Here is a 25524-nt window from a genome sequence, read left to right as displayed (position 1 = left end):
GCCGTCTAGAAGCGTGTCGGGGCCGTGCCTAGCTTCCGCCTATCAAGGAGATAGCTATGACGAAGACGGCATTGGTGGTTGGCGCGAGCGGGATCGTCGGCAGCGCGACGGCGGCCTTGTTGGTCGAGCAGGGCTGGACGGTCCACGGCCTCGCCCGTCGCCCATCCCGTCAGGCGGGCGTGGAACCGGTCGCGGCGGATCTGCTGGACGCGCGCGCCACGGCCGCGGCGCTGCGCGGCATCGCCCCCGACGCCGTCTTCATCACGACATGGTTGCGGCAGGACAGCGAGGCGGAAAACATCCGCGTCAACGCGGCCATGGTGCGCAATCTTCTCGACGCCCTCGCCAAGCCGACGGGCCCGAGGCATGTCGCGCTGGTGACCGGCCTGAAACATTATCTCGGGCCGTTCGAGGCCTATGGGCAGGGCACGCTGCCGCAAACGCCATTCCGCGAGGAGCAGGGACGGCTCGACGTCGAGAATTTCTATTACGCGCAGGAAGACGAGGTGTTCGCCGCCGCAGCGCGCGACGGCTTCACCTGGAGCGTCCATCGCCCGCATACCGTGATCGGTCTCGCCGTCGGCAATGCCATGAACATGGGCACCACGCTCGCGGTCTATGCGACGCTGTGCCGCGAGACGGGACGGCCGTTCACGTTTCCCGGATCGGCGGCGCAATGGTCGGGCCTGACCGACATGACCGATGCGCGGCAGCTCGCCCGCCACCTCATTTGGGCGGCGGTTACCGATGCGGCGCACGACGAGGCGTTCAACGTCGTCAACGGCGACGTCTTTCGCTGGCAGTGGATGTGGCACCGCATCGCCGACTGGTTCGGTATCGCGGCGGCGCCGTTCGATGGCATCGTGCGCCCGCTGGAACAGCAGATGGCGGACGACGCCGCGCTGTGGCGCGCAATCGCGACGCGCGAGGGGCTGGTCGAGCCAGACCTCGGCCGTCTCGCCTCCCCCTGGCATACCGATGCCGACCTCGGCCGGCCGATCGAGGTGGTTACCGACATGAGCAAGAGCCGCCGGCTGGGGTTCACCGGATACCAGCCGACCGACGATGCCTTTTTCGCCTTGTTCGAACGCCTGCGCGGCGACCGGCTGATCCCGTAAAGCTGGATCGGCGCACGAGCCGGACACGCGACGATCCCCGGGTCGTCGCGGCAGCCCTGTCGTTTGCCGCCCGTCACCGGATCGGCAGGGCGGCATGCCATATCGCCCCGCCTCTCCCGCCCGCCTCTCCCGCCTCGCCACCCCGCCCCGTCCTACGTCGCGACGGGGCGAAAGAGGGGTTGATCCTGTGCCCCGGAGGCGTATCTGGCGCCATCGGTCGCGGCGGTCGCGACTCGATTCCCCGGCGCGCGCCTGCACGCCGAAGAAGGACAGCAATGAAACCTCGATCTACCCCCATGTCCAGCGAGGGCGACAGTAGGAGCTTTGCTCCGCTGATCGGCATCGCCGGACGTGACCCGGTCGGGGAGTTCGTGCCCACCGCCTGACGCGGTGCCGCGATCTCCTGGACCGGACAGCCCCCGGAACCAAGGAGGTCGCCAATGACCATCTATCTCGCGCGTGTCGAACGGCACGTGGACACCACCCGCGTCGAAGCCTTTAGCCGGCGCATCCGCCTCGCCGCGTCCCGTCCCCTGCACGTGACGGACGATAACCCGCGCCGACGCGTGGCGGCGTTCCGCGCCGCCTGATCTGCCGCACCCCTGAAAGATTACCCGCACGCGGAGTTCGTGCCATGACCTTGCATGCCCTGGCCCTGACCGGCCCCGGCGGTGCGCGCCCGCCGCGCGCCACCGCTCATCTCGACAGCGCCCACACGGGCGACATCATCGGTGCGTTCGGCACCATCGCCGAAACCGACACCGGCGCGCGCCGTGGCTGGCGGCGCCGCCTGCTGACGCTGGCCGCGATCGTCGGCCCCGGCCTGATCGTCATGGTCGGCGACAATGATGCCGGCGCGTTCGGCACCTATACCGAAGCCGGCCAGAATTACGGCACCAGCCTTTTGTGGACGCTGCTGCTGCTCGTCCCCGTCATCTATGTGAACCAGGAAATGGTGCTGCGCCTCGGCGCGGTGACCGGGGTCGGCCATGCCCGGCTGATCTTCCAGCGCTTCGGCCGGTTCTGGGGGGCGTTCAGCGTCATCGACCTGTTCCTGCTCAATGCCCTGACGATCGTCACCGAATTCATCGGCATCGCGCTGGGCCTCGACTATCTCGGCGTGCCGCGGCTTGCCGGCGTGGCGATCGCGTCGATCCTGATCGTCGCCGCCGCCAGCACGGGCAGCTTCCGCCGGTTCGAACGCTTCATGATGGTGCTGGTGTTCGGATCGCTGTTGCTCGTCCCGATCGCCCTCGCGATCCACCCGCCGGTCGGGCAGATCGCGCGCGACATGGTGGTGCCGCACATGCCCGCGGGCGGGCAGCTTGCCGACGTCATGCTTCTGATCATCGCGATCGTGGGCACCACCGTCGCGCCCTGGCAGCTGTTCTTCCAGCAGAGCTATCTGATCGACAAGCGGATCGGGCCGCGTTTCATGGCCTATAGCCGGATCGATCTGTGGGTCGGCATCGCCGTGGTGATCGTCGGCGCGGTTGCGATGATGGCGTTCACTGCTGCTGCGTTCGCCGGCACCGCGGGGGTCGGCCACTTCACCGATGCCGGCGCGATCGCGCGCGGGATCGAGGCGCATGCCGGCCGGCTGATGGGCATCCTGTTCGCCATCGCGCTGATCGATGCCTCGATCATCGGCGCGGCGGCGGTGTCGCTCAGCACGGCCTATGCCATCGGCGACACGTTCGGCATCCGGCATTCGCTGCACCGCTCGCCGAAGGACTCGATCCCCTTCTACCTCGTCTTCGCCGGACTGATCGCGGTCGCGGCGGCGCTGGTGCTGATCCCGGGCACGCCGCTGGGTCTGCTGACCAATGCGGTGCAATCGCTCGCGGGCGTGCTGCTGCCCAGCGCGACCGTGTTCCTGCTGCTGCTGTGCAACGACACGGCGGTGCTGGGACCATGGCGCAACGGGCGCTGGCTGAACCTGTTCACCGGTGGGGTGATCGCCGTCCTCGTCCTGCTGTCGGTGATCCTGACCGCCTCGGTGCTGTTCCCGACGATCGGCGCGGCGGCGATGCTGTGGATTTTGGGCGGGGGATCGGCGCTGGCGCTGATCGGCTGGATCTTAATGCGACTGCTGACCGGCGGGAGGGCAGAGGCGATCGACCGTCGCGGCCGTGCCGACTGGCGGATGCCGCCGCTCGATACCCTGGCGCCCGCCATGTTGGGGCGCGGCGAGAAGGCCTGGCTCGGCATCCTGCGACTCTATCTCGTCGTCGCCGGCGGCTCCGTGCTGGTCCGCATCATCCACCTCGCGCTGACACACCAACTGTAACCGGCACCGTCCAAGGGGAGTTATCATGACCCGGCTTTTTTCACTGGCGGGCGCCTGCGCGCTCGCCGGCCTCCTCCCGCACGCGCCCGCTGCGGCGCAGACCGTCCAGGATCGCGCGCCGGCCGTCACCGCGCCCGCCACGCCGATCGCGCCCGACGCCATGCCGGACGAGCAGCGCTATGCGGTCCACGGGCAGGCGACGGTCGTCCTGCAAGCCACGCCTGGCTTCGCCTCGCCCTATGCCGGCGCCAACAGCCTGACGCCGCGTCAGGCGAAGGAAACCGTCGACGTCACGCTCTATGCCGGCGTGCGCCCCTGGGCGGGCGGCGAGCTGTGGGTGAACCCCGAGATCGATCAGGGCTTCGGCCTGTCCAATACGCTGGGCGTCGCCGGTTTCCCCAGCGCGGAAGCCTATAAGGTCGGCCGTACCGAACCCTACACGCGCCTGCAACGGCTGTTCCTGCGCCAGACCATCGACCTGAGCGGCGCGCGCGAGGCGGTGGCGGGCGTCGCCAACCAGCTCGCCGGATCGCGCACCGCCGATCGTCTGGTGCTGACCGTCGGCAAGTTCGGCGTCGGCGACGTGTTCGACACCAACAGCTACGCCCACGATCCGCGCGCCGATTTCCTCAACTGGTCGGCGGTCGACACGGGCAGCTTCGATTATGCCGCCGACGCCTGGGGCTATAGCACCGGCATCGCCGCCGAATGGTATCGGGCCGCCTGGACGCTACGCCTGGGCGCCTTCAACCTGTCGAAGGTCCCCAACGGCGAGACGCTGGAGGGGGGCTTTGGCCAATATCAGCTCGATGCCGAGGTGGAGCATCGCCACCAGCTGGCCGGCCGCCCCGGCGCGGTGCGCGTCACGCTCTTCCGCAATCGCGGCCGGTTCGGGCGTTTCGACGAAGCGCTGGCGCTGGCGAACCGGACCGGCGACGTCGCCGATACCGGCCTGGTGCGCAGCCGTCGCACGCGGGCAGGCATCGGCGTCAACCTCGAACAGGCGGCGAGCGACACGCTCGGCGTCTTCGCCCGCGCCGGCATCGCGGACGGGCAGGTCGAGCCCTATGACTTCACCGACATCGACCGTACGGCGCAGGCCGGGCTGTCGCTGCGCGGGGCCGGTTGGGGACGGGGCGGCGATACGCTGGGGGCAGTCGTCATCGTCAACGCGATCAGCCGCGCGCATCAACGCTATCTCGATGCCGGGGGCCTGGGCGTCCTCGTCGGGGACGGCCGCCTGCCGAACCCCGGTGCCGAACGGATCGGCGAGGCCTATTACAAAGTCGCCGCTGCACGGGGGGTCGATTTGACCGTCGATTATCAGTTTATCGCCAATCCCGGCTACAATCGGGATCGCGGGCCGGCCAACGTGTTCGCCTTCCGGGCCCACGGCGCCTTCTGACCGGGCACGCCCGCCGGAGCCGGACAGCGATGCGGCGTGTCAGCGCCGCGCCGCGTCGCTCTTCGCGCGTTCGGCGGCGAACGGTTCGGAGGCGTTCCACGTGGGCCAGGTCGCGCCGGCCGCGATCTCGCGGCCCAGCGCATAGGCGACGCTGCCCTCCTGCGCCGCGCCGGTCATGTCCCAGCCCGGTTTGAACGCGTCGCAGGTCTGGTGATAGCATTCGGCATTGTAGCGCGCCCGCTCGCGCTCGCCCGCAGCGGCACCCCCGCGCACCAGATCGCGACCCGCGCGGAAGTAGACGCCCGGCACGCCCCTCTGCGCGAAGGCATAATGGTCGGAGCGGTAATACCAGCCCGCCTCGGTATTCTCCTCCGGCACGATCCGCAGCCCCTGCGCCGCGGCGACGCGGGCGAGGTCCTGCTCCAGCGGGGTACGGCCGACCCCGATCAGCTCCAGGTCCCGCGTCCGCCCCAGCACGATATGCGGGTCGAGGTTGAACTGCGCCGCCGTGGTGGCCAGCGGCAGCGCGGGGTGGTCGGCATACCAGGTTGCGCCGAGCAGGCCCTTTTCCTCCGCGGTCCAGAGGGCAAACACGACCGATCGGCGCAGGCGCGGCGCGCCCGCGAAGGCGCGCGCGATTTCCAGCACAGTTGCGGTGCCCGTGCCATTGTCCACCGCGCCATTGCGGATCCGGTCGGCGGGCGGATCGAACGCATTCTCGCCATAGGCATCCCAATGCGCGCCATACAGGATGCTGCCCGCCGCGGGATCGGTGCCCGGCAGGATGCCGACGATATTGTGGCTGACCGCCCGGTCGAGGCTGGTGCGGACATCGGCCGACAGGGCCACGCCCTGCAACGCGATGCCGCGAAAGTCTGCCCGCTGCGCCGCGCGCTTGGCGGCAGCGTAATCGAGGCCGCCCTGCCGCAGCAGCGCCACGCCGATGTCGTTGCGCAACGTGCCGCGAATGCCGAAGGCCGGCGGAACGCTGCCCGTATCCAGCGCATAGCCGGGCACCGCATCGCTGTTGGCGAGCTGCAGCCAGGGGTAGCTCGACGGGAAGGTATCGTGGATCTGGAAGAAGGCGGCGGCGCCATGCTTCTGCGCCTCGGCCAATTTGGTGCGCGCCGCGGGGCTGGATGCGCGCCCGCCGAAGCCCAGATCGCGCCCCGCCTCGACATCGGGATCGCCGGCGAGCGCGACCACCACCTTGCCGCGCACATCGACGCCGCGATACGGATCATAGCCCAGCCGCGGTTCGACCACGCCATAGCCGACGAAGACGACGCCCGCGTGATCGAGCGTCGTCGTCCCGACGATCCGCGACGATGCCGCAATCTCGACGCCCGGCCGCAGCGCCTCAGTCTTGCCGCCCAGCGACAGGTCGAACCGCGCGGTCTCGCGCGTCCAGCGCAGCAGCGGGACGGTCTGGCGATACCCAGCATTCCCCGCCGGTCGCAGCCCGAGCGCCGCGAACCGCTTTTCGAGGAAGGCGAGCGTGATCGCCTCACCCGGCTGGGTCGGCCCGCGCCCGTGAAAATCGTCCGCGCTCAGCGTCTTCACATCGGCCTTGATCCGCGCCGGCGACAGGATCGGCGCGCGGGGATCGGCCGACGCCGTCGTGGCGGCGGTCAGCAACAGAAGGGGGAGCCAGCGGATCATGCCGGCAGCGTGACCCAACCGCCCGCGACGCGCAAGCGCTACACGCCCGCGTCGCGGATCGTTTCCATCGCGACGAAAGTCGAGGTGTTGGCGACATGCGGCAGCGCCGAGATGCGCTCGCCCAGCACCTCGCGATAGCGGCGGATGTCGGGGGTGCGGACCTTCAGCAGATAATCGAAGCTGCTCGCGATCATATGGCATTCCTCCACCTCAGGAATGCGCAGTACGGCACGGCGAAACGCGTCGAGCGCCGCTTCCCGCGTGTCGGACAGCTTCACCTCGGTGAAGGCGATGTGATCGAGGCCGAGGCGCACCGGATCGATGACCGCGCGGAAGCCCAGAATATAGCCCTGATCGATCAATCGGCGCAGACGCACCTGGCACGGCGTCTTCGACAGGCCGACGCGGCGGGCAAGTTCGGTAACGGACAGGCGACCGTCGTCGCGCAAAGCCTCGATGATGCGCCGGTCGAACGTGTCGATCGGCGCGTTCTGGGATGGTTTGCCGTCCATTTGGCCTGTGCCGCTCTCGAAAATCGGGTCGTTCGGCGCGATCCTGCGCGCATTTCGGACGGATCGCCAGCGCGAAAGTCGATATGGGCGGATCGTAGAGAGGACCTTCGCCCATGACCCGCCCGCCCTTCGCCGATTTCGCGCCGCCCGTCCGCCCGCAGACGCCGCTGCGCGCTGCGATCACCGCCGCCTATCGTCGTCCGGAGGCAGAATGCCTCGCGCCGCTGCTCGACGCCGCGACATTGCCCGACTCGATCGGCCGCGACGCCGCCGCGACGGCGACGGCGCTCGTCACCGCGCTGCGCGCCAAGCACAAGGGCACCGGGGTCGAGGGGCTGGTGCAGGAATATGCGCTGTCGAGCCAGGAAGGCGTCGCGCTGATGTGCCTCGCCGAGGCGCTGCTGCGTATTCCCGACACCGCGACGCGCGACGCGCTGATCCGCGACAAGATCGCCGGCGGCGACTGGCGCAGCCACGTCGGCGACGGCCGCTCGCTGTTCGTCAATGCCGCGACCTGGGGCCTCGTCGTCACCGGCAAGCTGACCGGCAGCGTCAACGACAGCGGACTGGGTGCCGCGCTCACCCGGCTGATCGCGCGCGCGGGCGAGCCGGTGATCCGCCGCGGCGTCGACATGGCGATGCGCATGATGGGCGAACAGTTCGTCACCGGCGAGACGATCGCCGAGGCGCTGAAGCGCGCCCGCCCGCTGGAGGCGCGCGGCTTCCGCTACAGCTACGACATGTTGGGCGAAGCGGCGACCACGGCGGCGGACGCCGACCGCTATTATCGCGATTACGAAAACGCCGTGCGCGCGATCGGCGAGGCGTCGGCCGGCCGCGGGATCTTCGACGGGCCCGGCATCTCGATCAAGCTGTCGGCGCTCCATCCCCGCTACGTCCGCGCGCAGGCGGCGCGGGTGATGGGCGAGCTGCTGCCGCGCGTGAAGGCGCTGGCGGTGATGGCCAAGGGCTATGACATCGGCTTCAACATCGATGCCGAGGAGGCCGATCGGCTGGAGCTGTCGCTCGACCTGCTCGAAAGCCTCGCCACCGATCCCGATCTCGCCGGTTGGGATGGGCTTGGCTTCGTCGTGCAGGCCTATGGCAAGCGCTGTCCGTTCGTGATCGACTGGATCGTCGACCTCGCCCGCCGCGCCAACCGGCGGATCATGGTCCGGCTGGTCAAGGGCGCCTATTGGGATGCCGAAATCAAGCGGGCGCAGGTCGATGGCCTCGCCGACTTCCCGGTCTACACGCGCAAGATCCACACTGACGTCGCCTATATCGCCTGCGCCCGGAAACTGCTGGGCGCGCGCGATGCGGTGTTCCCGCAGTTCGCGACGCACAATGCCCAGACGCTCAGCACCATCTATCATCTGGCGGGCCCCGACTTTACCGTCGGCGATTATGAATTCCAGTGCCTGCACGGCATGGGCGAACCGCTGTACGACGAAGTCGTCGGCGCGGAGAAGCTGAACCGCCCGTGCCGCATCTACGCGCCGGTCGGCACGCACGAGACGCTGCTGGCCTATCTCGTCCGCCGCCTGCTGGAAAATGGCGCGAACTCGTCCTTCGTCAATCGCATCGCCGATCCCGAAGTGTCGATCGCCGATCTGATCGCCGATCCGGTCGAGGCGGTGCGCGCGATGGCCGCGCCGGGGCAGAAGAACCCGCAGATCGCCCTGCCGCAGGACCTGTACGGCGCGCGCCGCAACTCCGCCGGGCTGGACCTCAGCGACGAAACCACGCTGGCGATGCTCAGCGAGACGATGGCGGGCGAAGGCCCGTGGGACGCCGGCGTCGTCGGCACGCCCCGCGCAGTGTTGAACCCCGCCGATCATCGCGACCGCGTCGGCACGGTGCACGAGGTGTCGGTTGAGCAGGCGCAGGCTGCCGCCCGCGCCGCGCAGGCCGCTGCGCCCGGCTGGTCCGCGACCACCCCGGCGGAACGTGCCGCGATGCTCGACCGCGCCGCCGACGCGATGCAGGCGCGCATGCCCCAGCTGCTGGCGCTGATCGTGCGCGAGGCGGGCAAGTCGCTGCCCAATGCCATCGCCGAGGTGCGCGAGGCGATCGACTTCCTGCGCTATTACGCCGAGCAGGCGCGCGCGACGTTGGGCACCGGCCATCGCCCGCTAGGCGTCGTCACCTGCATCAGCCCGTGGAATTTCCCGCTCGCGATCTTCATCGGACAGGTCGCCGCGGCGCTGGTCGCGGGCAATGCGGTGCTCGCCAAGCCCGCCGAGGAAACGCCGCTGATCGCCGCGCAGGGCGTCGGCCTGCTGCATGAGGCGGGCGTGCCGACCGACGTGCTGCACTTCGTGCCCGGCGATGGCGCGATCGGCGCGGCTTTGGTCGCGGCGCCCGAGACGATGGCGGTGATGTTCACCGGATCGACCGAGGTCGCGCGGCTGATCCAGAAGGAACTGGCCAAGCGTCTGCTGCCCGATGGGTCGCCCATCCCCTTCATCGCCGAAACCGGCGGGCAGAATGCGATGATCGTCGATTCCTCCGCGCTCGCCGAACAGGTGGTGGCGGACGTCATCGCCTCCGCCTTCGACAGCGCGGGCCAGCGCTGTTCGGCGCTCCGCATCCTGTGCCTGCAGGAGGAGGTCGCCGACCGCACGCTCGCGATGATCAAGGGCGCGCTGCACGAACTGTCGATCGGCCGCACCGACACGCTGGCAACCGACATCGGCCCGGTCATCACCGCAGAGGCGAAGGCCAATATCGACGCACACATCGCGAAAATGCGGGACGGCGGCCACCGCGTCGAGCAGCTCGCGCTCGCCGGCGATACCGCGCACGGCACCTTCGTCGCGCCGACGATCGTCGAACTGTCCGACATCGCCGAACTGGAGCGCGAGGTGTTCGGGCCGGTTCTGCACGTCGTCCGCTTCCGCCGCGCCGAACTGGATCGGCTGATCGACCGGATCAACGCCACCGGCTATGGACTGACCTTCGGCCTGCACACCCGCCTCGACGAGACGATCGCGCACGTCACCAGCCGGGTGAAGGCGGGCAATCTCTACATCAACCGCAACGTCATCGGCGCGGTGGTGGGCGTGCAGCCGTTCGGCGGACGCGGCCTGTCGGGCACGGGCCCCAAGGCGGGCGGGCCGCTGTATCTCGGCCGGCTGGTGTCGGGCGCGGACCTGCCGCCGGCGGTCGTGTCGGACCATGCCGATCCCGCCGCGCGCGATCTGGCGCTGTGGCTGGAGGATCGTGGCGAGCGCGCGCTCGCCACGCGCGTCCGCGATGCGATCGCCACGTCGATGCTCGGCGCGGCGACCGAGCTGGCCGGCCCGGTGGGCGAACGCAACCTCTATGCCCTCCACCCGCGCGGACGCGTGCTGCTGCTGCCGCAGACGCGCGACGGCCTGATCGAACAGATCGGCGCCGCGCTCGCCGCCGGGAACGACGCGGTCGTCGGCGATGCAGGATCGCTGGCCACAGCGCTGGCAGCGCTGCCGCCGAGCGTCACCGCCCGCGTGCGGCTCGCCGACGACTGGCGGCGTGCGCCGGCCTTCGCAGGCGCGCTGATCGAGGGCGAGGCCGCGCACGTCTCCGCCGCGCTGACGGCGCTCGCCGATCTGCCCGGCCCGATCGTGCTGCCCCAGGCGGGCTGCGCGGGCTACCGCCTCGACTGGCTGGTCGAGGAAGTGTCGACGTCGATCAACACGACGGCGGCGGGCGGCAATGCCAGCCTGATGGCGATCGGCTGACCCACCGGCTGGGGCGCGTCGGTCAGACGCGCTCCAGCATCAGCGCGATCCCCTGCCCCACGCCGATGCACATGAACGCCATCGCGTAGCGGCCGCCGCTGCGGTGCAGCTCCTCCACCGCGCTCATCACGATCCGCGCGCCCGACATGCCGAGCGGATGGCCCAGTGCGATCGCCCCGCCGTTGCGGTTCACCCGCGGGTCGTCGGCGGCGATGTCCAAATCGCGCAGCGTCGCGATCGCCTGTGCGGCAAAGGCCTCGTTCAGCTCGATCACGTCGAGCTGGTCGAGGCCGATGCCGGTGATCCGGCACAGCTTGCGCGCCGCCTCGATCGGGCCGACGCCCATGATCCGCGGTGCGATCCCCGCCGCCGCCATGCCCAGCACCCGCGCGCGCGGCGTCAGGCCGTGCTGCGTCGTCGCTGCCTCGCTCGCCACCAGCATCGCCGCGGCGCCATCGTTCAGGCCCGAGGCATTGCCCGCGGTGACGGTGCCGTCCGCCCGCACGACGGGCTTCAGCTTCGCCAGCGCGTCGAGGCTCGTCGCGCGGGGATGTTCGTCGGTGTCGAAGACGATCGGATCGCCCTTGCGCTGCGCGATCGTCACCGGCACGATTTCCGCCGCCAGCCGCCCGCTGGCGATCGCCGCAGCCGCCTTCTGCTGGCTGGCGAGCGCAAAGGCGTCCTGATCCTCACGCGCCACGTGCCACTGGTCGGCGACATTCTCCGCGGTCTGCGGCATCGTGTCGACGCCATAGGCCGCGCGCATCGCCGGGTTGACGAAGCGCCAGCCGAGCGTCGTATCCTCGATTTGCTGCCCCCGATCGAAGGCGCCGGCCGCCTTGCCCATCACATAGGGCGCGCGCGTCATGCTCTCGACGCCGCCCGCGATCCCCAACGCCGCATCGCCGCAGCGGATCGCCTGCGCGAGGCTGCCGACCGCGTTCAGCCCCGATCCGCACAGGCGGTTCACCGTCGCGCCCGGCACGCCGTCGGGCAGGCCGGCGAGCAGCACCGCCATGCGCGCGACGTTACGATTGTCCTCGCCCGCCTGATTGGCGCAGCCGAGCAGCACATCGTCCACCGCGCCCCAGTCGACCGACGGATTGCGCTCCATCAGCGCACGCAGCGGGATCGCGGCGAGGTCGTCGGCGCGCACGCTCGCGAGCGCGCCGTTCAATTTGCCGATCGGCGTGCGGATCGCGTCACAGATGAAGGCATCGGGCATCGGGCGTCCTCTCCAGCGTTTGCCGAAGGGCGTCGCCCCGAATGGCGTGCGTCGTCAAGCCGCTACGGGCCGGCGCGCGTCGCTTTGCCTAAGCGCGCCGCTCGATCAGCAGGCGGTACAGCCGCTGCGGGATATGCCAGCGCCGGCCGAGCAGGATTGCGCCGATCAGCACCGCGCCGGCATCGCGCAGCTGCGTCACCAGCGTCCGCGCCACCGGGCGACGCGTCGCCTCCGCGTCGACCACGGGCACGACGACATCGACCGCCTGCGACAGCTCGATCCCCTCATACCCCACCGCCATCGGCGGCGCGGTGACGACGATATAGTCGAACCGCTCGCGCAGCTCGGCGAGCAGGCGCACGTCGCGCCGTTGCAGCGAACAGGCCGCAGTGCCGATGATCGTCGTCATCATGTCTTCGAACGGTTCGAGTTCCAGGCTCGCGGCGGTCTCCGACACCGGCGCATCGCTGGCGAAGCGGACGAGCAGCACGCGCGCGCCGGCGCGGCGCGCCATCGCCCGGCCCAGGCCCAACGCGGCGGTTTGCAGGCTCATCCGCGAGCTCGGCGCGACCAGCAGCACTGCCCGCCCGCTACCCTGGTGGTGCGCGTCGACCGCCGCGATCAGCCGGCTGTAGTCGCGCGCCACGCCCTCGCCCTGTTCGGCGACGGGGGCGGCGAGCACGGGCAGGCCCAGCGCCCGCTCGACCTCCACCGGGGTCAGGAAGGTTTCGCGCAGGCTGCCGGCGATGAACACCGCCGCGCCCGCGATCAGGATGCCCGCGAAGATGCTGCCGGCGATCAGCAGCAGCGGCGGATTGGTGCGCCTGGTCGGGGGCGTCGGCGCCTCGATGACGCGGACGTTGGGGCTGCCTGCCTCGGTCGTCTGGTTAAGCTGCACGCGCGCCTGTTCGACCTGTGACGACAGCGACTTGAAGCTGTCCGCCAGCACGTCGCGGTCGAGCTTCATCGTCGTCAGCCGGTCGCTGATCGCATTGAGCTGCGCCAGCCGCGCCCGCGACTGGCCGAGCTGCCCTGCCAGTTCGGCGCCGCGCGCCTCCGCCCCGGCCACCGTCGCGCGCGACTGGATCAACTTGTCCTTGGTCGAATCGAAATATTGATTGCGGCCGGTGCGCTGCGTCATGACCAGCGACGATTTCTGCTGGGTGATCGTCGCCTGCAATGCGGCAATCTGCTTGTCGAGCTGCGTCACCTGCGGCGACGTCGCCATGAAGCGCGACGCCAGATCGGCGCGCTTGGCCTGCAGGCCCAGCAGCTGCGCCTGCATTTCGCCCAGCGCCCGCGCCGCCTCGGTATTGTCGTTGTACAGGCGGATATCGGCGGGCACCGATTTGGCCTGGCTGCTGAGGCTCGACAGGCTGCGGCGCCCGTCGGCCAGCTCCGCATCGCTTTCCAGCTTGCTCTTGCGCAGCAGGTCGTCCTGCGCGACCGCACCCGCAACCTGCGCGGCGATATCGACGATGCCGTTCTGCTGCTGATAGGCGGTAATCCGCGCGCTCGCTTCGTCCAGCTGGCGCTTGATCGCGTTGCGCTGCTGTTCGAGGAAGGCGACGCGACCCGAGGTCAGCACGGTCGCACGGCTTTCGAAATAGCGGCGGATCAGCTGGCGCAGCGCATCGGCGGCCTGTTGCGGATCGCGCGCCGTATAGGTCAGCTGGATGACGTTCGCTTCGTTCGCCTTGGTGACGTGCAGATGCGACTGGAATTTCTCCAGCGCCGCGTTGATCTCCGCCGGCGAGGCGGCGGGGCCGAGCTGCGCGCGCACCACGTCGCGGTGCAGCTCCAGGCTGTCGAGCATCTGAAGCTCGACATTGGCGACCGCCCCCGGGTCGAGCACCTGCCCCGGCAAGGGCGCGCGCCCGGCGTCCTGCATGTCGTAGATGCCGGCGCTCAGCGGCAGCAGCCGCGCCTCGGCACTATAGCTTGGCGGCAACAGCAACGCGACGAGGATGCCCAGCCCGATGATCGATCCCGCGACGATCAGCGCGAGTCGGCGATAATAGAAAATGCCGTTCAGCAGGTCGCGCAGTGCGAATTGCCCGTGGCGCGTCTCCGTTTCCTGCTGCTCGGACGAAGACGTGAAATCAGGCATCTGGTGGATTGTCCGAGGCTGCTGGAAAGGGCTGGTGCGCCTTATGGTCGGTTCCTCTTACCTTTCCATTAAGCCTTCCGCTATATCGACTTAGCGGAAGCGACCCGTCCCGTGTCTTGCAGTGGGACGGCCGGGTGGCGCGCGGGCAACGGGACGGTGACGATGGGCAGATACGGCTTGGCGACCATGGCGGCGGTGCTGGCGCTGGTTGCGCCGACGATGGACGCGCTGGCGCAGGTGGCGCCGGTCGGGCGGACGCCCGTGCGCGGGATGGCGGCGACGCCAGCCCCTGCCCCTGCCCCAGTGATCGATCGCACCGCCTATCGCATCGCGCCCGGCGACGAGCTGGCGATCAGCTTTCCCTACAATGCCGAACTGGATCACGCCGGGCCGGTCGGCCCCGATGGCCGCATCGCGATTCCGCTGGTCGGGAACGTCCCCGTCGGCGGCCGCACGATCGATGAGGTCGCGGCGCTCATCTCGGCCGATCTGCGCCGGCAGGGCGTGGTGGAGGATGCCCGCCCGACGGTGGCGGTGCGGCAATATGGCGGCGTCGTCTATGTCGGTGGCGAGGTCCGCCAGCCCGGCCCGGTAAAACTCACCGCGACGATGGACCCGATGCAGGCGGTGATCGGCGCCGGTGGTCTGCTCGACACCGCGCGCACGCGCAAGGTGGTGGTGATCCACCGCAATGCCGACGGCACGATCGCCCAGCGTCAGGTCGATCTGAAGGCCTATACGAAGAACGGCATCGCGACCGGCATCGATCTGCAATCACAGGATATCGTGTTCGTCCCGCGCTCGTCGATCGCTGAGGCCAATCTGTGGATCGACCAACATATCAACAAGCTGCTGCCGTTCAGCCGCAGCCTGAACTACAATCTGGGCGGCGGAGCCGTCTTCGGCCGCTGACATGACCGCCGCGACGCGCGCCCTGCCTTTTCCGCGACGCAGCCTGCGCGGCTGGATGCAGGCGGCCGACGTCCGCTGGGCCTATGTCGCGCTGCTCGTCGCGCTGCTGCCGCTGTTCGGGCAGAGCTTCCATTATGTGAAGCTGCTCAAGCCCGCCTGGGCCTTGTCCAAGGCGTTTCCGCTGCTGTCGCTGCCGCTGTGCCTGATCCTGTTCGCCGGGCGCCGGCCGGAAGGGTCGCGGCAGATGGTCGTGACGATCCTGTGGCTGGTGCTCGTCCCCACCTTCATCTCGCTCTTCACCTTCCAGCAGACCTTCTTCATCGCGCTGGCCTCGCAGCTCAAGCTGTTGCCGCTGCTCTACATCTTCTCGCTGCTCGGGCTTTTGCGCTGGCTGCGGCCGACGCTGCGCGAGATCGATGCCGCCTTCCTCATCTGCGCCGTCGTCACCTTCGTCCTGTTGCTCGCGATCTGGCGGCTGGCGCCGCAATCGGCCTATGCCGAACATTATGTGGCGGGCGATTCCCCGCTTCTGTCGGCGGACGCCCGCGGCAATCGCATCCGCATGCCAATGTATTTCGGCCTGATCGGCATCCTCTACGCCTGGCGCCGCTTCACCGCACGCTGGCAACCGCGCTGGTTCGCGGCCTGGGGGGCGGGCTTTGCCATGGTGTTCGGCCTCGTCCGCATGCGCACCTTCGTGCTCGGCGTGACGCTGATGGCGGCGATCAACGGCTTTCTCGCGGCGGGCCCGCGCCTGCGGCTGCTGATGCTGGCGCTCATTCCCTTCGCGCTCGCCGCGCTGTTCTCGGTGCCGTTCATGGCGTCGATCTTCAGCACCGACAAAGCCTTCGCGTTCGACGTCCGCTATATCTCGACGATGAAGGCGATCGGTTTTCTGGGCACCGATCCGTTTCGCTGGATCTTCGGCGTCGGCACGATCAGCCCGATCGATCCCGCCGGGTTGATGACCTATTTCAATCACTTCTTCTTTCTTGGTGACATCACCTGGATGGGGATCATCTTCGAATATGGGATCATCGGCGCGCTGCTGATCGCGGCCGTCCCCTTGCGCGGCGTGCTGCTGATGGATAGCGCCCGCCGCCTGCATGACACGCCCTTCCTGGCCGCGCTGCGCGACTATCTCGTCTATTCGCTGCTGATATCGGAAATGCTCCCCATGACCCTCGCCCCCGGGGAGATCACGTCGATCATGGCGATCGCCCTCTACGCCCGGGAATTGCCCGCAGCAGGGGGGCGTCGTCGATGAGTAGCGCGGCCGAACACTCCCTGCTGCGTCGTCTGCACCAGCGCTATGGCGGGTCGCTGGTGACGGTCGGCACGCGGCTGATCGACATTCCCTGCCGATACGGCATGCACCTGATGATCGCGCTGCGCCTGTCGCTGGATCAGGTCGGTGCCTTCTACATCGTGTTCGGCGCGCTGATGATCGCATCGGGCCTCGGCCGCCTGGGGATCGACCGCGCGCTGACCCGCGAAATGGCACGCCTGCTCGCGGCGGACGATGCAGCGGGCGCACGGGCGGCGATGCGGCGGGCGGCGATCATGGTACTGCTGCTGTCGCTCGCGCTGACCGCCCTCGCGCTGCTCGCGGCTTGGCCGCTCGCAGCCTATGTGATGCGCAAGCCCGACATGGCCCCGCTGTTCGTCATCGGCGCACTAGCCATCCTGCCGCAGAATTTCGCCAATCTCGTCGCAGGTGCGCTCGCCGGGCTGCACCGGGTTACGCAGAGTCAGATCGTCTATACCTGGCTGTGGCCGGGGCTGTTCTGCGTCCTGGTGTTCGCGCTGCCGATGTCGGACGCGCATGCGCTGGCGGCCGTGGCGGCGAGTATGACGCTCGCGACCCTGATCGGCGGCGTGATGCTGCTGCGCGATCTGCCGGCGGTGACGCCGGGGCGGCCGTCCAATCCGCCCGAACCCCTGCTCGGCACTGGTCTGTCGCTGTTCAGCCTCGAACTGGTGCAGCTGCTCATCAGCGCGGCGCCGCCCTTCATCCTCGGCATCCTAGCCTCCACCGACGAAGTGGGCCTGTACGCCATCGCCTGGCGGGTGGTGCTGGTGATCTACATGTTCGTCAGCGGTGTCGCGTCGATGGTCGCGCCACGCTTCGCCCGGCTCTACATGATCGGCGACCTCGCCGGCCTGCGGCAAGAGGCCGCGCGCGCCATTGCCTTGGCGCTGACGCTCGCGATCCCGCCGATCCTCGCCGTAATCGTGTTCCCGGACCGGATTCTCGCCCTGTTCGGCCAGCAATTCCTGCCCGCCGCCACCGCATTGCACATCCTGATCCTCGGCCAGATCGCCGCCGCGCTCACCACCACCACGCCGGAGCTGCTCGGCATGACCGGCTATGCGCGCGCACTGCTGCGCGTCAACGGCCTGGCGACGCTCGTCCTGATCGGCGGGCTGGTGCTGCTGTCGGCACCTTTGGGCGCGCAGGGCGCGGCGATCGCGACGAGTGCGACGATGCTGGTCAACGCGATCGGATGCAGCCTGATCGCGCGCGACACACTGGGCTTCACGCCGCTGGGTGCCGTCTACGCGATGTGGCAGAACCGCCGGACAGCGTTACCGCAATGAGCGAACGGCTCGACGTGGCCGATAAATGCCCGCTATGTTGTCATAAATTCCTTGGCGGCGGCGGTCGGAAAACGCAATGTTAAGCCTTTGTGGCGTAAGGAGTTTTCAAGCCCGTTTCCGGAGTCCGTGGTCTTGACGTCCGACACTACGACCGATCCGAACCACGGCGAACCCTATCGGGGTGTGGAACGCCGCCTGCGTGCGCCAGTGTTGGGCATGCGGTTCCGTGATCTCGATGAAAACGGCGCGGCGCAATACATGCTGCAGACGCCGCGCAGCGCCGACGAAGGCTTGGGCGTGTTCGTCACGCCCAACATCCAGCATATCGCGCTGGCGCGGAAGGACGACGAGTTCCATCGCGCGCTGCAAAGCGCCCAGATCATCGTCGCGGACGGGTTTCCGGTCTATCGCTTCGCAAAGCTACGCGGCCTCTCGCTGCCGGGCCGCGTTGCCGGGCGCGCCGTGATCGAGCGGATGTTCGCCGACCCCGCCGCGCTGGCGGGCCACAGGGGGTTCTTCGTCGTCGACAGCCACGCCACGGCGGAGGGCATCGAATGCTGGCTGAAGGACTTCGCGCCGGCCTTCGCGGTCGAGACGCTGGTGCCGCCGTTCGGCTTCGAGAAAGACGCCGCCTATTGCCGCTCGCTCGCCGATGCGATCTCGACCTTCGACGCGACCCTGATCTTCCTGTGCGTCGGCGCCCCCAAGAGCGAATTGTTCGCCTACCGCTATCGCGCGCTGCTGCCGCCGGCATGGGCCTTGTGCGTCGGTCAGTCGTTTCGATTGCTGCTCGGCATGAATGCCCCCCCACCCGACCTGATGGTGCGCCTCAACCTGGAATGGCTGTGGCGCATCGTCCTCGAGCCGCGACGCATGCTACAGCGCTATGGGCCCAGTACGATCGGCTTTCTGCGTGCAGCGGTCGCAGACCTGCGTCAGTCGCGTTAAATCCATCTCATCTTACCGAGGATATTTTCGTGGAAGACCAATTGCGCACTATCCTCGACGACGCCGGCGGGCTGTTGAAGCCGGCAGCGTCACTGTCGCCGCGCGACGACCTGTTCGCCGCCGGTCTCACCTCGTTCAAGACCGTGGGCGTGATGCTCGCGATCGAAGAGGAATTCGACGTGGTGTTTCCGGATCAGCTGCTCACGCGTGCGACCTTCAGCAGCATCGCCGCGCTGACGGCGGCGATCGAGAGCATTCGGGGAGATGCCGATGCTGCATGATCCGTCCGCGACCGGACGTGCGATGGCCGCCGCGATCGAGCGGGTCGTCGCCGTCGCCGCCGCGCATGCCGACGCGGTGGATCGGGAAGGCCGTTTTCCCGCCGAGGCCGTCGCGTCCCTGCGGCAGGAAGGGCTACTCGGCGCGCTGGTGCCGGTCGCGCTGGGTGGCAGCGGCGCGACGATGGCGGAGATCGTCGGGCAATGTCAACGATTGGGGCGCGTCTGCGCATCGACCGCGATGGTCTATGCGATGCATCACAGCCAGCTCTCCTGCCTGGTGATGCATGCGCTGGACGACCCCTGGCAGCGCGATTTCGCGCGCCGGATCGCGACCGAGAATTTGCTGATCGCCTCGATCACGTCAGAGGTCGGCATCGGCGGCGACATGCGGTCGAGCCGGTGCGCGGTCGATGTGCAGGATGGCCGCTTCACGCTGGAAAAGCAGGCGCCCACCGTCTCCTACGGCGATTATGCCGACGTCTTCTTCGTGACCGCGCGCACCCATGCCGAGGCGCCGCCGTCCGATCAGGTCCTCGTCGTCGTGCCGCGCGAGGACGCCTCGTTCGAATCCACGGGTGGGTGGGACGCGCTGGGCATGCGCGGCACCAGCACGGTCGGCTTCACCTTCCGCGCCGAGGGCGTGGCCGCGCAGATCATGGCCGTGCCCTTCGCCGATATCGCCGCCGAAGCGATGGTGCCCGCATCGCACCTGATGTGGGGCGGCGTATGGACCGGCATCGCGGTGGAGGCGTTGACCCGCGCGCGCACCTTCCTGCGCACCGCCGCGCGCCGCCAGCCCGGCCAGACGCAGCCCGGCGCGCATCGCCTGATGCACGCCGCCGGCCTGCTCGATGGCATGCAGGCGCGACTGCGCACGCTGATCGACCAGTTCGACGCCACCCATGCGCTCGGCAGCGACCGCGCCGGGGCCGATCCGCAGGAGACGGGCTGGCCGCAAGGCATGGCGCGCGCGACCGTGCTCAACATGCTGAAGCACGACGTATCGACGCAATGCCATGAGGTGGTGCTGGAGGCGCTGCGTATCTGCGGCATGGCCGGATATCGCAACGGCACCGAATTCAGCATCGGCCGTCATCTGCGCGACATCCTGTCGGCGCAGCTGATGATCAACAACGACCGCATCGCCAGCGGCACCGGCGCCATGCTGTTCGCACAGCGCGCCGAACTGGGAACGCTCTGAATCATGGACATGCCCACCAGTTTCCGCACCCGCCTGATCGAGGCCGGCCTCGTCTTCCCGACCGGCATCGACGGCCTCTGGGGTCGCAGCGGGACGTTCGAGGCGGTGTTCGACGGCCTGGAGCGCGCGATCACCGCGGCGGGGCTGAAGGACAAGCCGGAAGTCATGCGCTTTCCACCGGCCATGGCGCAGAAGACGTTCGAAAAGAGCGGCTATATGAAGAATTTCCCGCACTTCGCGGGAACGGTGCATTGCTTCTGCGGTGACGACCGCGCGCATCACAAGCTGATGGGCCAGATGGAGCGCGGCGAGGATTGGATGGGGAACCAGCAACCCGCTGATCTCGTGCTGACGCCCGCCGCCTGTTACGCGGTCTACCCGATCGTCGCCGAACGCGGCGTACTGGGCGAGGACGGTCATCTGGTCGATGTGGCCTCATACTGCTTCCGCCACGAACCCTCGCTGGAGCCGACACGGCTGCAGCTGTTCCGCATGCGCGAATATGTGCGGATCGGCACGCCCGAACAGGTGCTCGCCTTCCGCGCCGACTGGATGGAACGCGGGCAGGACTTCGTCCGCACGCTAGAGCTGCCGTTCGAGGTCGACGTCGCCAACGACCCGTTCTTCGGCCGTGCGGGCAAATTGCTCGCCGACAATCAGCGGATGCAGAATCTGAAATTCGAGCTGCTGGTGCCGGTCAATGACGGTGCCGGACCCACGGCCTGCCTCAGCTTCAACTATCACATGACCTATTTCGGCGACACCTGGAACATCCGGACGCCCGATGGCGAACCGGCGCAGACCGCCTGTTGCGCGTTCGGCATGGAGCGGCTGGTGCTGGCGCTGCTGCGTCATCACGGCTTCGACCTCGCCGCCTGGCCCGCGGGCGTGCGCGCGACGCTGGGCCTCGACTGAGCGCATCCGATGGCGATGACCCCGATCTATATCGATGGCCGGTTCGGCTGGCTGCATGCACCGGCCGAAGGCGGACACGCGCCGGTCGGCGTCGTGCTGTGCCCCGCCTTCGCGCAGGAAGAAGTGTGTACCCACCACGGCCTGATGGCGTTGGGCGAGGCGCTGGCCGCGCGCGGGGTCGCGGCGGTCCGCTTCGATTATGGCGGGACCGGAGATTCGGTCGACGGGCCGGTGACGCTGGATGGGCTGGTCGCCGATGCCGAAGCGGCGGCGGCCTGGCTGCGCGGCCACGCCCACGTCGATCGCGTGATGCTGGCCGGCGTGCGATTGGGCGCGGCGGTCGCCATGCTGGCGGCGAAGCGCCTCGATGATGTCAGCGCCCTCGTCCTGCTCGCGCCGGTGCTGTCAGGTCAGGCGTTCCTGCGCGAAACCCGTGCCTCGGCGGCGGTGGCGAGCCTCTCCGGCCTCGACCCCGTCCCGCCTCTGGAGAGCGATCAGCCGCTCAACACCAACGGCTTCCGCTGGACCGCCGCATTCCAGCGCGAGGTGGCGGCGATCGACCTCTCGGCCGTAGAGGCGCCCGTCGAGACTGCGCTGTTCGTGCCGCCGCGGACGGACCGGCGTTCGGGCAAGCTGGCCCAGCGCTGGCGCGACGCGGGCGGCGCGGCCACCGAACTGCCCTTCGCCGACTATGACGGCTGGATGCAGGATCCCACGACCAACGAGACGCCGGTCGATACCTTCGCCGCCGTCGCCGATTGGGTGGCCCGGCACGCCGGAACGCCCGCGGGCGCCCCCATCGCGCCGCTGCGTGACGCCATATCTCTCACCACCGATACCTTTATCGAAGAGCCGCTGTGCTTCGGTCCGGACGACGCGCTGTTCGGCATGCTGTGCCGGCCCGCCGGCCGCCCGGCGGCGCCGGTGGCGGCATTGTTGATGCACGAGGGCAGCACCCATCACATCGGCAACGGGCGCGCCTATGTACGCCTCGCGCGCCGTCTGGCAGCAGAGGGCTTCGCCTCGCTGCGCATGGACCTGACCGGCATGGGCGACAGCCCCGCGGGCGACAATCCGCGCCACCCGCATTACGACCCCGAACGCATTCCCGAAGGCGTCGCCAGCCTCGATTGCCTGGAGGCCCATGGCTTCCCCCGCGCGATCGTCGCCGGCTTGTGTTCAGGCGCACACACCGCCTTGCAGGTGACGCTCGCCGACGAACGCGCGGTGGGTAGCGTGGTGCTCAACCTGCAAAAGTTCATCTGGCATTATGGCGACGATATCCGCGTCGCGGTGCGCGACAACAAACGGTCGCTGAAGGGCTATATCCGCGCGATGCGCAATCCGGGCGAATGGCGCCGGATGCTGAAGGGCGAGGCCGACCTGCCCGGTATCGCCCGCGTCCTCGCCAAGCGGAGCGCCATTCGCCTGCGTCACGCCGCGACCAGCCTGCTGCCGCCCAAGCCCGGATCGGAAGCCGCGCAGGTTCGCGAACAACTCCAGACGCTGTCGGCACGCGGTGCACACGTCCACCTCGTCTTCAGCGACGAAGACCCCGGCCTTGCCGACATGGGCATGAAGCTCGGCCGCGGCGCGCGCCTCCTGCGTCAGTATCCGCCCGTCCGGATGGTCACGCTCGACCGCGCCGACCATCACTTCAACGGCACGCTGGCGCGCGATCGGCATATCGAGATGATGATCGCCGCGATGACCGATGCGGTCGCCGCGCATGGTACCGGCCTGCCCCCCGTCTCGCCGCGGACGGAGTTGCCGGCGGCAGCCGAGTGACCCGGGCCGCTTCGGTGCGGCCCGAAGCGGCCAGCGGCACGATCGCCGGGCGCGGATTTCGCCTCGGCATCTATGCGGCGCTGATCACGCTGGATATCACCGCGCTGTTCGCGTCCTTCACCCTGGCCGGCGCGGTCACGTTGAACGACGCGCTCGACGTCTGGGTGGTCAACGATCTCGCCGTGCTGCTGCCGATCTATTTCGGCATCGTGCTGCAGCGAAAGCCGTACAGCGGCCGGTTCTTCCAGAACTGGCGGCGAACGACGCGCGATGCGGTGACGGCGCTGCTGACCGCGACGGGAACGGCGCTGCTGCTCGTGTCCTACCTGCATGCCGAAGTCGACGTGTCGTTCCGCCTGCTGCTGGCCGGCGTCGTGATCGCCGCCGCGCTGATGGTGGCGGGCCGCTGGGCCCTGCACGAACTCGCCGAAGCGCATACCGGCGGCTGGCATATCGCCACGATGGTCGTCATCGACGGCATTCAGCCCGCCGCGCTGCACGATCCATCGATCGCGCGGCTGCCGGCGATCGACATGACCGGCATCGACATCACGGCACCCGCGCTGCCCCACCATATCCTCGCGACCTTCAGCGAACGGACCGCCGACGCCGAGCGCGTCATCGTCGCCTGCGCGGCGGACCGGCGCGAGGCCTGGGCGCGACTGCTCCGCGGTGCCAACGTCCAAGGCGAAGTGCTGCTGCCCGAATGGCAGAGCTTGGCGCCCGTCCGCCTCTCGCACCTTGCCGACATGCCGAGCGCGGTCGTGTCGCTAGGGCCGCTCGATACGCGCAGCCGCCTGCTCAAGCGCGCCTTCGACCTGTCGGTCGCGGGGGGCGCATTGGTGCTGCTTTCGCCGATCCTGTTCGTCACGGCGCTGGCGATCAAGCTCGACAGCCGCGGGCCGGTGCTGTTTCGCCAGCCACGCGTCGGGCGCGGCAATCGGCTGTTCCACGTCCTGAAGTTCCGCAGCATGCGGGTCGATGGCGCCGATCTGGCGGGCGATCGGTCGACGCAGCGCGGCGACCCGCGCGTCACCCGCGTCGGCCGCTTCATTCGTGCGACCAGCATCGACGAGCTGCCGCAGGTGCTCAACGTGTTGCGGGGCGAGATGAGCATCGTCGGCCCGCGGCCCCATGCGCTCGGCAGTCTGGCGGGCGACCGGTTGTTCTGGGACGTCGAGCCCCGCTATTGGCAGCGGCACGCGATCAAGCCCGGCATCACCGGCCTTGCGCAGGTCCGCGGCTATCGCGGCGCCACGGAACATGCCGACGATCTGCACGGCCGCGTCGACCACGACCTTGCCTATCTGCGCGGCTGGACGCTGTTCCGCGACCTGCGCATCATCCTGATGACGCTGCGGGTGCTGGTTCACCGCAACGCCTTCTGACGCGTCAGTCCTTCGGTGCTTCGCGCACGTCGCCCTCGCCCGCCGTGCCGGCGCTGCCGATCGAACGGTCGATCAGGCCCGACCGGCTCATCCACCAGAACAGCAGCACACCGGGCAGCGCGGCAAAGGTCGTTCCCCAATAGAAGGCGACATAGCCGAACCGGTCGACCAATTGCCCCGTCGTCGTCGCGGTCAGGATACGGCCGACGATACTCGCCGCCGCCGAGATCAACGCATATTGCGACGCGGTGAAGCGCAGGTCGCACAGCGCCGAGAAATAGGCGACGACGGTGACGCCGCCGATGCCGCTCGCCATATTCTCGAACGCCATCGCGCCCGCGAGGCCGAGGTTCGAATGCCCCGACGCGGCCAGCAGCGCGAAGCTGGCGTTGGACACCATCATCAGGATCAGGCTGAGCATCACCGATCGCTTCAGGCCCAGCCGCGCATACAGCACGCCGCCGAGCGCCAGACCGATCCAGAACGCCCAGAAGCCGATAACCACGTCGTACAGCGCGATCTCGTCATTGGTGAAGCCCAGGTCGTCGAGCAGAAGCCGCAGCGCCTGCTGCCCCAGCGTATCGCCGATCTTGTGGAGCAGGATGAACGCGAGGATCAGCCACGCGCCGTGGCGCCGGAAAAATTCCAGGAACGGCCCGACGATCGACGCTTGCACCTCGGCAAGCCCGCGCCGCTGAGCCGGTTCGCGCCGCCGCGCCGGCTCGCCGCGGGTCAGCGCGACGATCATCGCCGGCAGCGCGAACAGCACGCAGGCGAGATAGGCGACATGCCAGTTCGATCGCGCCGCGATCACCAGCGCCAGCGATCCGGCCAGCACCGACCCGATCTTCCAGCCATATTGCGTCATGCCCGATCCGACGCCCATCTGTTCGGGCTCCAGCGTCTCGATGCGATAGGCGTCGATGACGATGTCGTAGGTCGCGCCGGCAAAGCCGACCAGCACGACCGCGATGATCGTCGCCTGCAAATTCGCCGCCGGATCGACCAGCGCCAGATTGGTGACCGCCGCCATCACCATCACGCCCGCCAGCAGAATCCAAGACACGCGCTGCCCCAGCGCGCCGATCAACGGCAGCCGTACGCCATCGACCATCCACGCCCATAACGGCTTCAGATTGTAGACGAGGAAGCCCAGCGTGAAGGCGGTGATCGTCGCCTTGTCCAGCCCGTCCTGCTTCAGCCGCGTCGTCAGCGTCGCGCCGATCATCGTAAAGGCGAGGCCCGACGAAATGCCCATGAAGAACACCGCGATCGGCCCGCGTTCCGCATAGGGCGCCAGCGGCGTCAGCCGCGCCCGGATCGCCGGCGAACGGCGCATGATCGCGATGACGAATGCGGCGAGGGCCGCGACGATGAGGAAGTAGAGATTGTTGCCGGTCAACATGGCGGCAACACTAACGGCTTATTCGCCGCCGACCAGCG

Annotated in this window: 19 protein-coding genes; 14 read left to right on the top strand and 5 right to left on the bottom strand. The window is 68.8% G+C overall.

Annotation, left to right across the window (positions count from 1 at the left end):
- Nucleotides 1-56: 56 nt before the first annotated feature.
- From A7E77_RS13655 to A7E77_RS13645, 4 genes are all read left to right on the top strand, one after another.
- Nucleotides 57-1118, top strand: coding sequence for an SDR family oxidoreductase (locus A7E77_RS13655; protein WP_063688735.1), 1062 nt, complete (start codon nt 57-59; stop codon nt 1116-1118).
- A gap of 440 nt (nt 1119-1558) precedes the next feature.
- The gene (locus A7E77_RS18070; RefSeq protein WP_192929983.1) at nt 1559-1708 is read left to right on the top strand and encodes a hypothetical protein; all 150 of its coding nucleotides are present in this window, start codon (nt 1559-1561) and stop codon (nt 1706-1708) included.
- Between the two features lie 44 nt (nt 1709-1752).
- On the top strand, nt 1753-3408 hold the full coding sequence (locus A7E77_RS13650) for an NRAMP family divalent metal transporter (protein WP_063688732.1): 1656 nt from the start codon (nt 1753-1755) through the stop codon (nt 3406-3408).
- A 25-nt stretch (nt 3409-3433) separates the two neighbouring features.
- Nucleotides 3434-4813, top strand: a complete 1380-nt coding sequence (locus A7E77_RS13645) for a carbohydrate porin (protein ID WP_063688729.1) — start codon at nt 3434-3436, stop codon at nt 4811-4813.
- Nucleotides 4814-4852: 39 nt separating this feature from the next.
- Here the strand turns inward: A7E77_RS13645 and A7E77_RS13640 are convergent, their stop codons facing one another.
- Together A7E77_RS13640 and A7E77_RS13635 are read right to left on the bottom strand one after the other, a co-directional pair.
- The gene (locus A7E77_RS13640; protein ID WP_063688726.1) at nt 4853-6475 is read right to left on the bottom strand and encodes a M28 family peptidase; all 1623 of its coding nucleotides are present in this window, start codon (nt 6473-6475) and stop codon (nt 4853-4855) included.
- A gap of 38 nt (nt 6476-6513) precedes the next feature.
- Nucleotides 6514-6987, bottom strand: coding sequence for an Lrp/AsnC family transcriptional regulator (locus tag A7E77_RS13635; protein WP_017978447.1), 474 nt, complete (start codon nt 6985-6987; stop codon nt 6514-6516).
- A gap of 113 nt (nt 6988-7100) precedes the next feature.
- Here A7E77_RS13635 and putA point away from each other — a divergent pair, with 113 nt between their 5' ends.
- Nucleotides 7101-10712, top strand: coding sequence for a trifunctional transcriptional regulator/proline dehydrogenase/L-glutamate gamma-semialdehyde dehydrogenase (gene putA / locus A7E77_RS13630; RefSeq protein WP_063688724.1), 3612 nt, complete (start codon nt 7101-7103; stop codon nt 10710-10712).
- A 22-nt stretch (nt 10713-10734) separates the two neighbouring features.
- On the opposite strand, the gene pcaF is transcribed toward putA, so the two are convergent.
- Nucleotides 10735-11937: a 3-oxoadipyl-CoA thiolase gene (gene pcaF, locus A7E77_RS13625; protein ID WP_063688721.1), complete on the bottom strand. Its 1203-nt coding sequence runs from the start codon at nt 11935-11937 to the stop codon at nt 10735-10737.
- A gap of 88 nt (nt 11938-12025) precedes the next feature.
- A complete protein-coding gene (locus A7E77_RS13620; protein ID WP_063688718.1) occupies nt 12026-14047 on the bottom strand; it encodes a GumC family protein in 2022 nt (673 codons plus the stop codon).
- 162 nt (nt 14048-14209) lie between these two features.
- On the opposite strand from A7E77_RS13620, the gene A7E77_RS13615 reads away from it, so the two are divergent.
- The 9 genes from A7E77_RS13615 (at nt 14210) to A7E77_RS13575 (ending at nt 24081) form a co-directional block, all read left to right on the top strand.
- Complete coding sequence (locus A7E77_RS13615; RefSeq protein ID WP_226341753.1) at nt 14210-14959, top strand: polysaccharide biosynthesis/export family protein; 750 nt, start codon at nt 14210-14212, stop codon at nt 14957-14959.
- Between the two features lies 1 nt (nt 14960).
- Complete coding sequence (locus A7E77_RS13610; protein ID WP_063688714.1) at nt 14961-16226, top strand: hypothetical protein; 1266 nt, start codon at nt 14961-14963, stop codon at nt 16224-16226.
- Nucleotides 16223-17560 carry a lipopolysaccharide biosynthesis protein gene (locus tag A7E77_RS13605; RefSeq protein ID WP_063688711.1) on the top strand — a complete coding sequence of 446 codons (1338 nt, stop codon included), beginning with the start codon at nt 16223-16225 and terminating at the stop codon, nt 17558-17560. Before A7E77_RS13610 ends, A7E77_RS13605 begins: the two co-directional genes overlap by 4 nt.
- Nucleotides 17561-17686: 126 nt before the next feature.
- The gene (locus tag A7E77_RS13600) at nt 17687-18508 is read left to right on the top strand and encodes a WecB/TagA/CpsF family glycosyltransferase (RefSeq protein ID WP_063688708.1); all 822 of its coding nucleotides are present in this window, start codon (nt 17687-17689) and stop codon (nt 18506-18508) included.
- A 29-nt stretch (nt 18509-18537) separates the two neighbouring features.
- Complete coding sequence (locus tag A7E77_RS13595; protein ID WP_043059492.1) at nt 18538-18789, top strand: acyl carrier protein; 252 nt, start codon at nt 18538-18540, stop codon at nt 18787-18789.
- Nucleotides 18779-19990 carry an acyl-CoA dehydrogenase family protein gene (locus tag A7E77_RS13590; protein WP_226341751.1) on the top strand — a complete coding sequence of 404 codons (1212 nt, stop codon included), beginning with the start codon at nt 18779-18781 and terminating at the stop codon, nt 19988-19990. Before A7E77_RS13595 ends, A7E77_RS13590 begins: the two co-directional genes overlap by 11 nt.
- Nucleotides 19991-19999: 9 nt before the next feature.
- The gene (locus tag A7E77_RS13585) at nt 20000-20905 is read left to right on the top strand and encodes an amino acid--[acyl-carrier-protein] ligase (RefSeq protein WP_226341749.1); all 906 of its coding nucleotides are present in this window, start codon (nt 20000-20002) and stop codon (nt 20903-20905) included.
- A 15-nt stretch (nt 20906-20920) separates the two neighbouring features.
- A complete protein-coding gene (locus A7E77_RS13580) occupies nt 20921-22693 on the top strand; it encodes a serine aminopeptidase domain-containing protein (protein WP_226341747.1) in 1773 nt (590 codons plus the stop codon).
- Complete coding sequence (locus tag A7E77_RS13575) at nt 22690-24081, top strand: exopolysaccharide biosynthesis polyprenyl glycosylphosphotransferase (RefSeq protein ID WP_063688698.1); 1392 nt, start codon at nt 22690-22692, stop codon at nt 24079-24081. The genes A7E77_RS13580 and A7E77_RS13575 overlap by 4 nt, the downstream gene beginning before the upstream one ends.
- A gap of 4 nt (nt 24082-24085) precedes the next feature.
- Here the strand turns inward: A7E77_RS13575 and A7E77_RS13570 are convergent, their stop codons facing one another.
- Nucleotides 24086-25486 carry an AmpG family muropeptide MFS transporter gene (locus A7E77_RS13570; protein WP_078462305.1) on the bottom strand — a complete coding sequence of 467 codons (1401 nt, stop codon included), beginning with the start codon at nt 25484-25486 and terminating at the stop codon, nt 24086-24088.
- Nucleotides 25487-25524: the final 38 nt, after the last annotated feature.

Origin of the sequence: Sphingomonas sp. NIC1 (assembly GCF_001638925.1) — a bacterium.
GTDB lineage: Bacteria > Pseudomonadota > Alphaproteobacteria > Sphingomonadales > Sphingomonadaceae > Sphingomonas > Sphingomonas aquatilis.
Note: the sequence above shows the minus strand (reverse complement) of the source record. Positions and strands in the feature narration are given on the sequence as shown.

Excerpts from the sequence above, each read along its gene's own strand:
- A7E77_RS13655 (WP_063688735.1), top strand. The coding sequence starts at position 57 with ATGACGAAGACGGCATTGGTGGTTGGCGCGAGCGGGATCGTCGGCAGC.
- A7E77_RS18070 (WP_192929983.1), top strand. The coding sequence starts at position 1,559 with ATGACCATCTATCTCGCGCGTGTCGAACGGCACGTGGACACCACCCGC.
- A7E77_RS13650 (WP_063688732.1), top strand. The coding sequence starts at position 1,753 with ATGACCTTGCATGCCCTGGCCCTGACCGGCCCCGGCGGTGCGCGCCCG.
- A7E77_RS13645 (WP_063688729.1), top strand. The coding sequence starts at position 3,434 with ATGACCCGGCTTTTTTCACTGGCGGGCGCCTGCGCGCTCGCCGGCCTC.
- A7E77_RS13640 (WP_063688726.1), bottom strand. The coding sequence starts at position 6,475 with ATGATCCGCTGGCTCCCCCTTCTGTTGCTGACCGCCGCCACGACGGCG.
- A7E77_RS13635 (WP_017978447.1), bottom strand. The coding sequence starts at position 6,987 with ATGGACGGCAAACCATCCCAGAACGCGCCGATCGACACGTTCGACCGG.
- putA (WP_063688724.1), top strand. The coding sequence starts at position 7,101 with ATGACCCGCCCGCCCTTCGCCGATTTCGCGCCGCCCGTCCGCCCGCAG.
- pcaF (WP_063688721.1), bottom strand. The coding sequence starts at position 11,937 with ATGCCCGATGCCTTCATCTGTGACGCGATCCGCACGCCGATCGGCAAA.
- A7E77_RS13620 (WP_063688718.1), bottom strand. The coding sequence starts at position 14,047 with ATGCCTGATTTCACGTCTTCGTCCGAGCAGCAGGAAACGGAGACGCGC.
- A7E77_RS13615 (WP_226341753.1), top strand. The coding sequence starts at position 14,210 with ATGGGCAGATACGGCTTGGCGACCATGGCGGCGGTGCTGGCGCTGGTT.
- A7E77_RS13610 (WP_063688714.1), top strand. The coding sequence starts at position 14,961 with ATGACCGCCGCGACGCGCGCCCTGCCTTTTCCGCGACGCAGCCTGCGC.
- A7E77_RS13605 (WP_063688711.1), top strand. The coding sequence starts at position 16,223 with ATGAGTAGCGCGGCCGAACACTCCCTGCTGCGTCGTCTGCACCAGCGC.
- A7E77_RS13590 (WP_226341751.1), top strand. The coding sequence starts at position 18,779 with ATGCTGCATGATCCGTCCGCGACCGGACGTGCGATGGCCGCCGCGATC.
- A7E77_RS13585 (WP_226341749.1), top strand. The coding sequence starts at position 20,000 with ATGCCCACCAGTTTCCGCACCCGCCTGATCGAGGCCGGCCTCGTCTTC.
- A7E77_RS13580 (WP_226341747.1), top strand. The coding sequence starts at position 20,921 with ATGACCCCGATCTATATCGATGGCCGGTTCGGCTGGCTGCATGCACCG.
- A7E77_RS13570 (WP_078462305.1), bottom strand. The coding sequence starts at position 25,486 with ATGTTGACCGGCAACAATCTCTACTTCCTCATCGTCGCGGCCCTCGCC.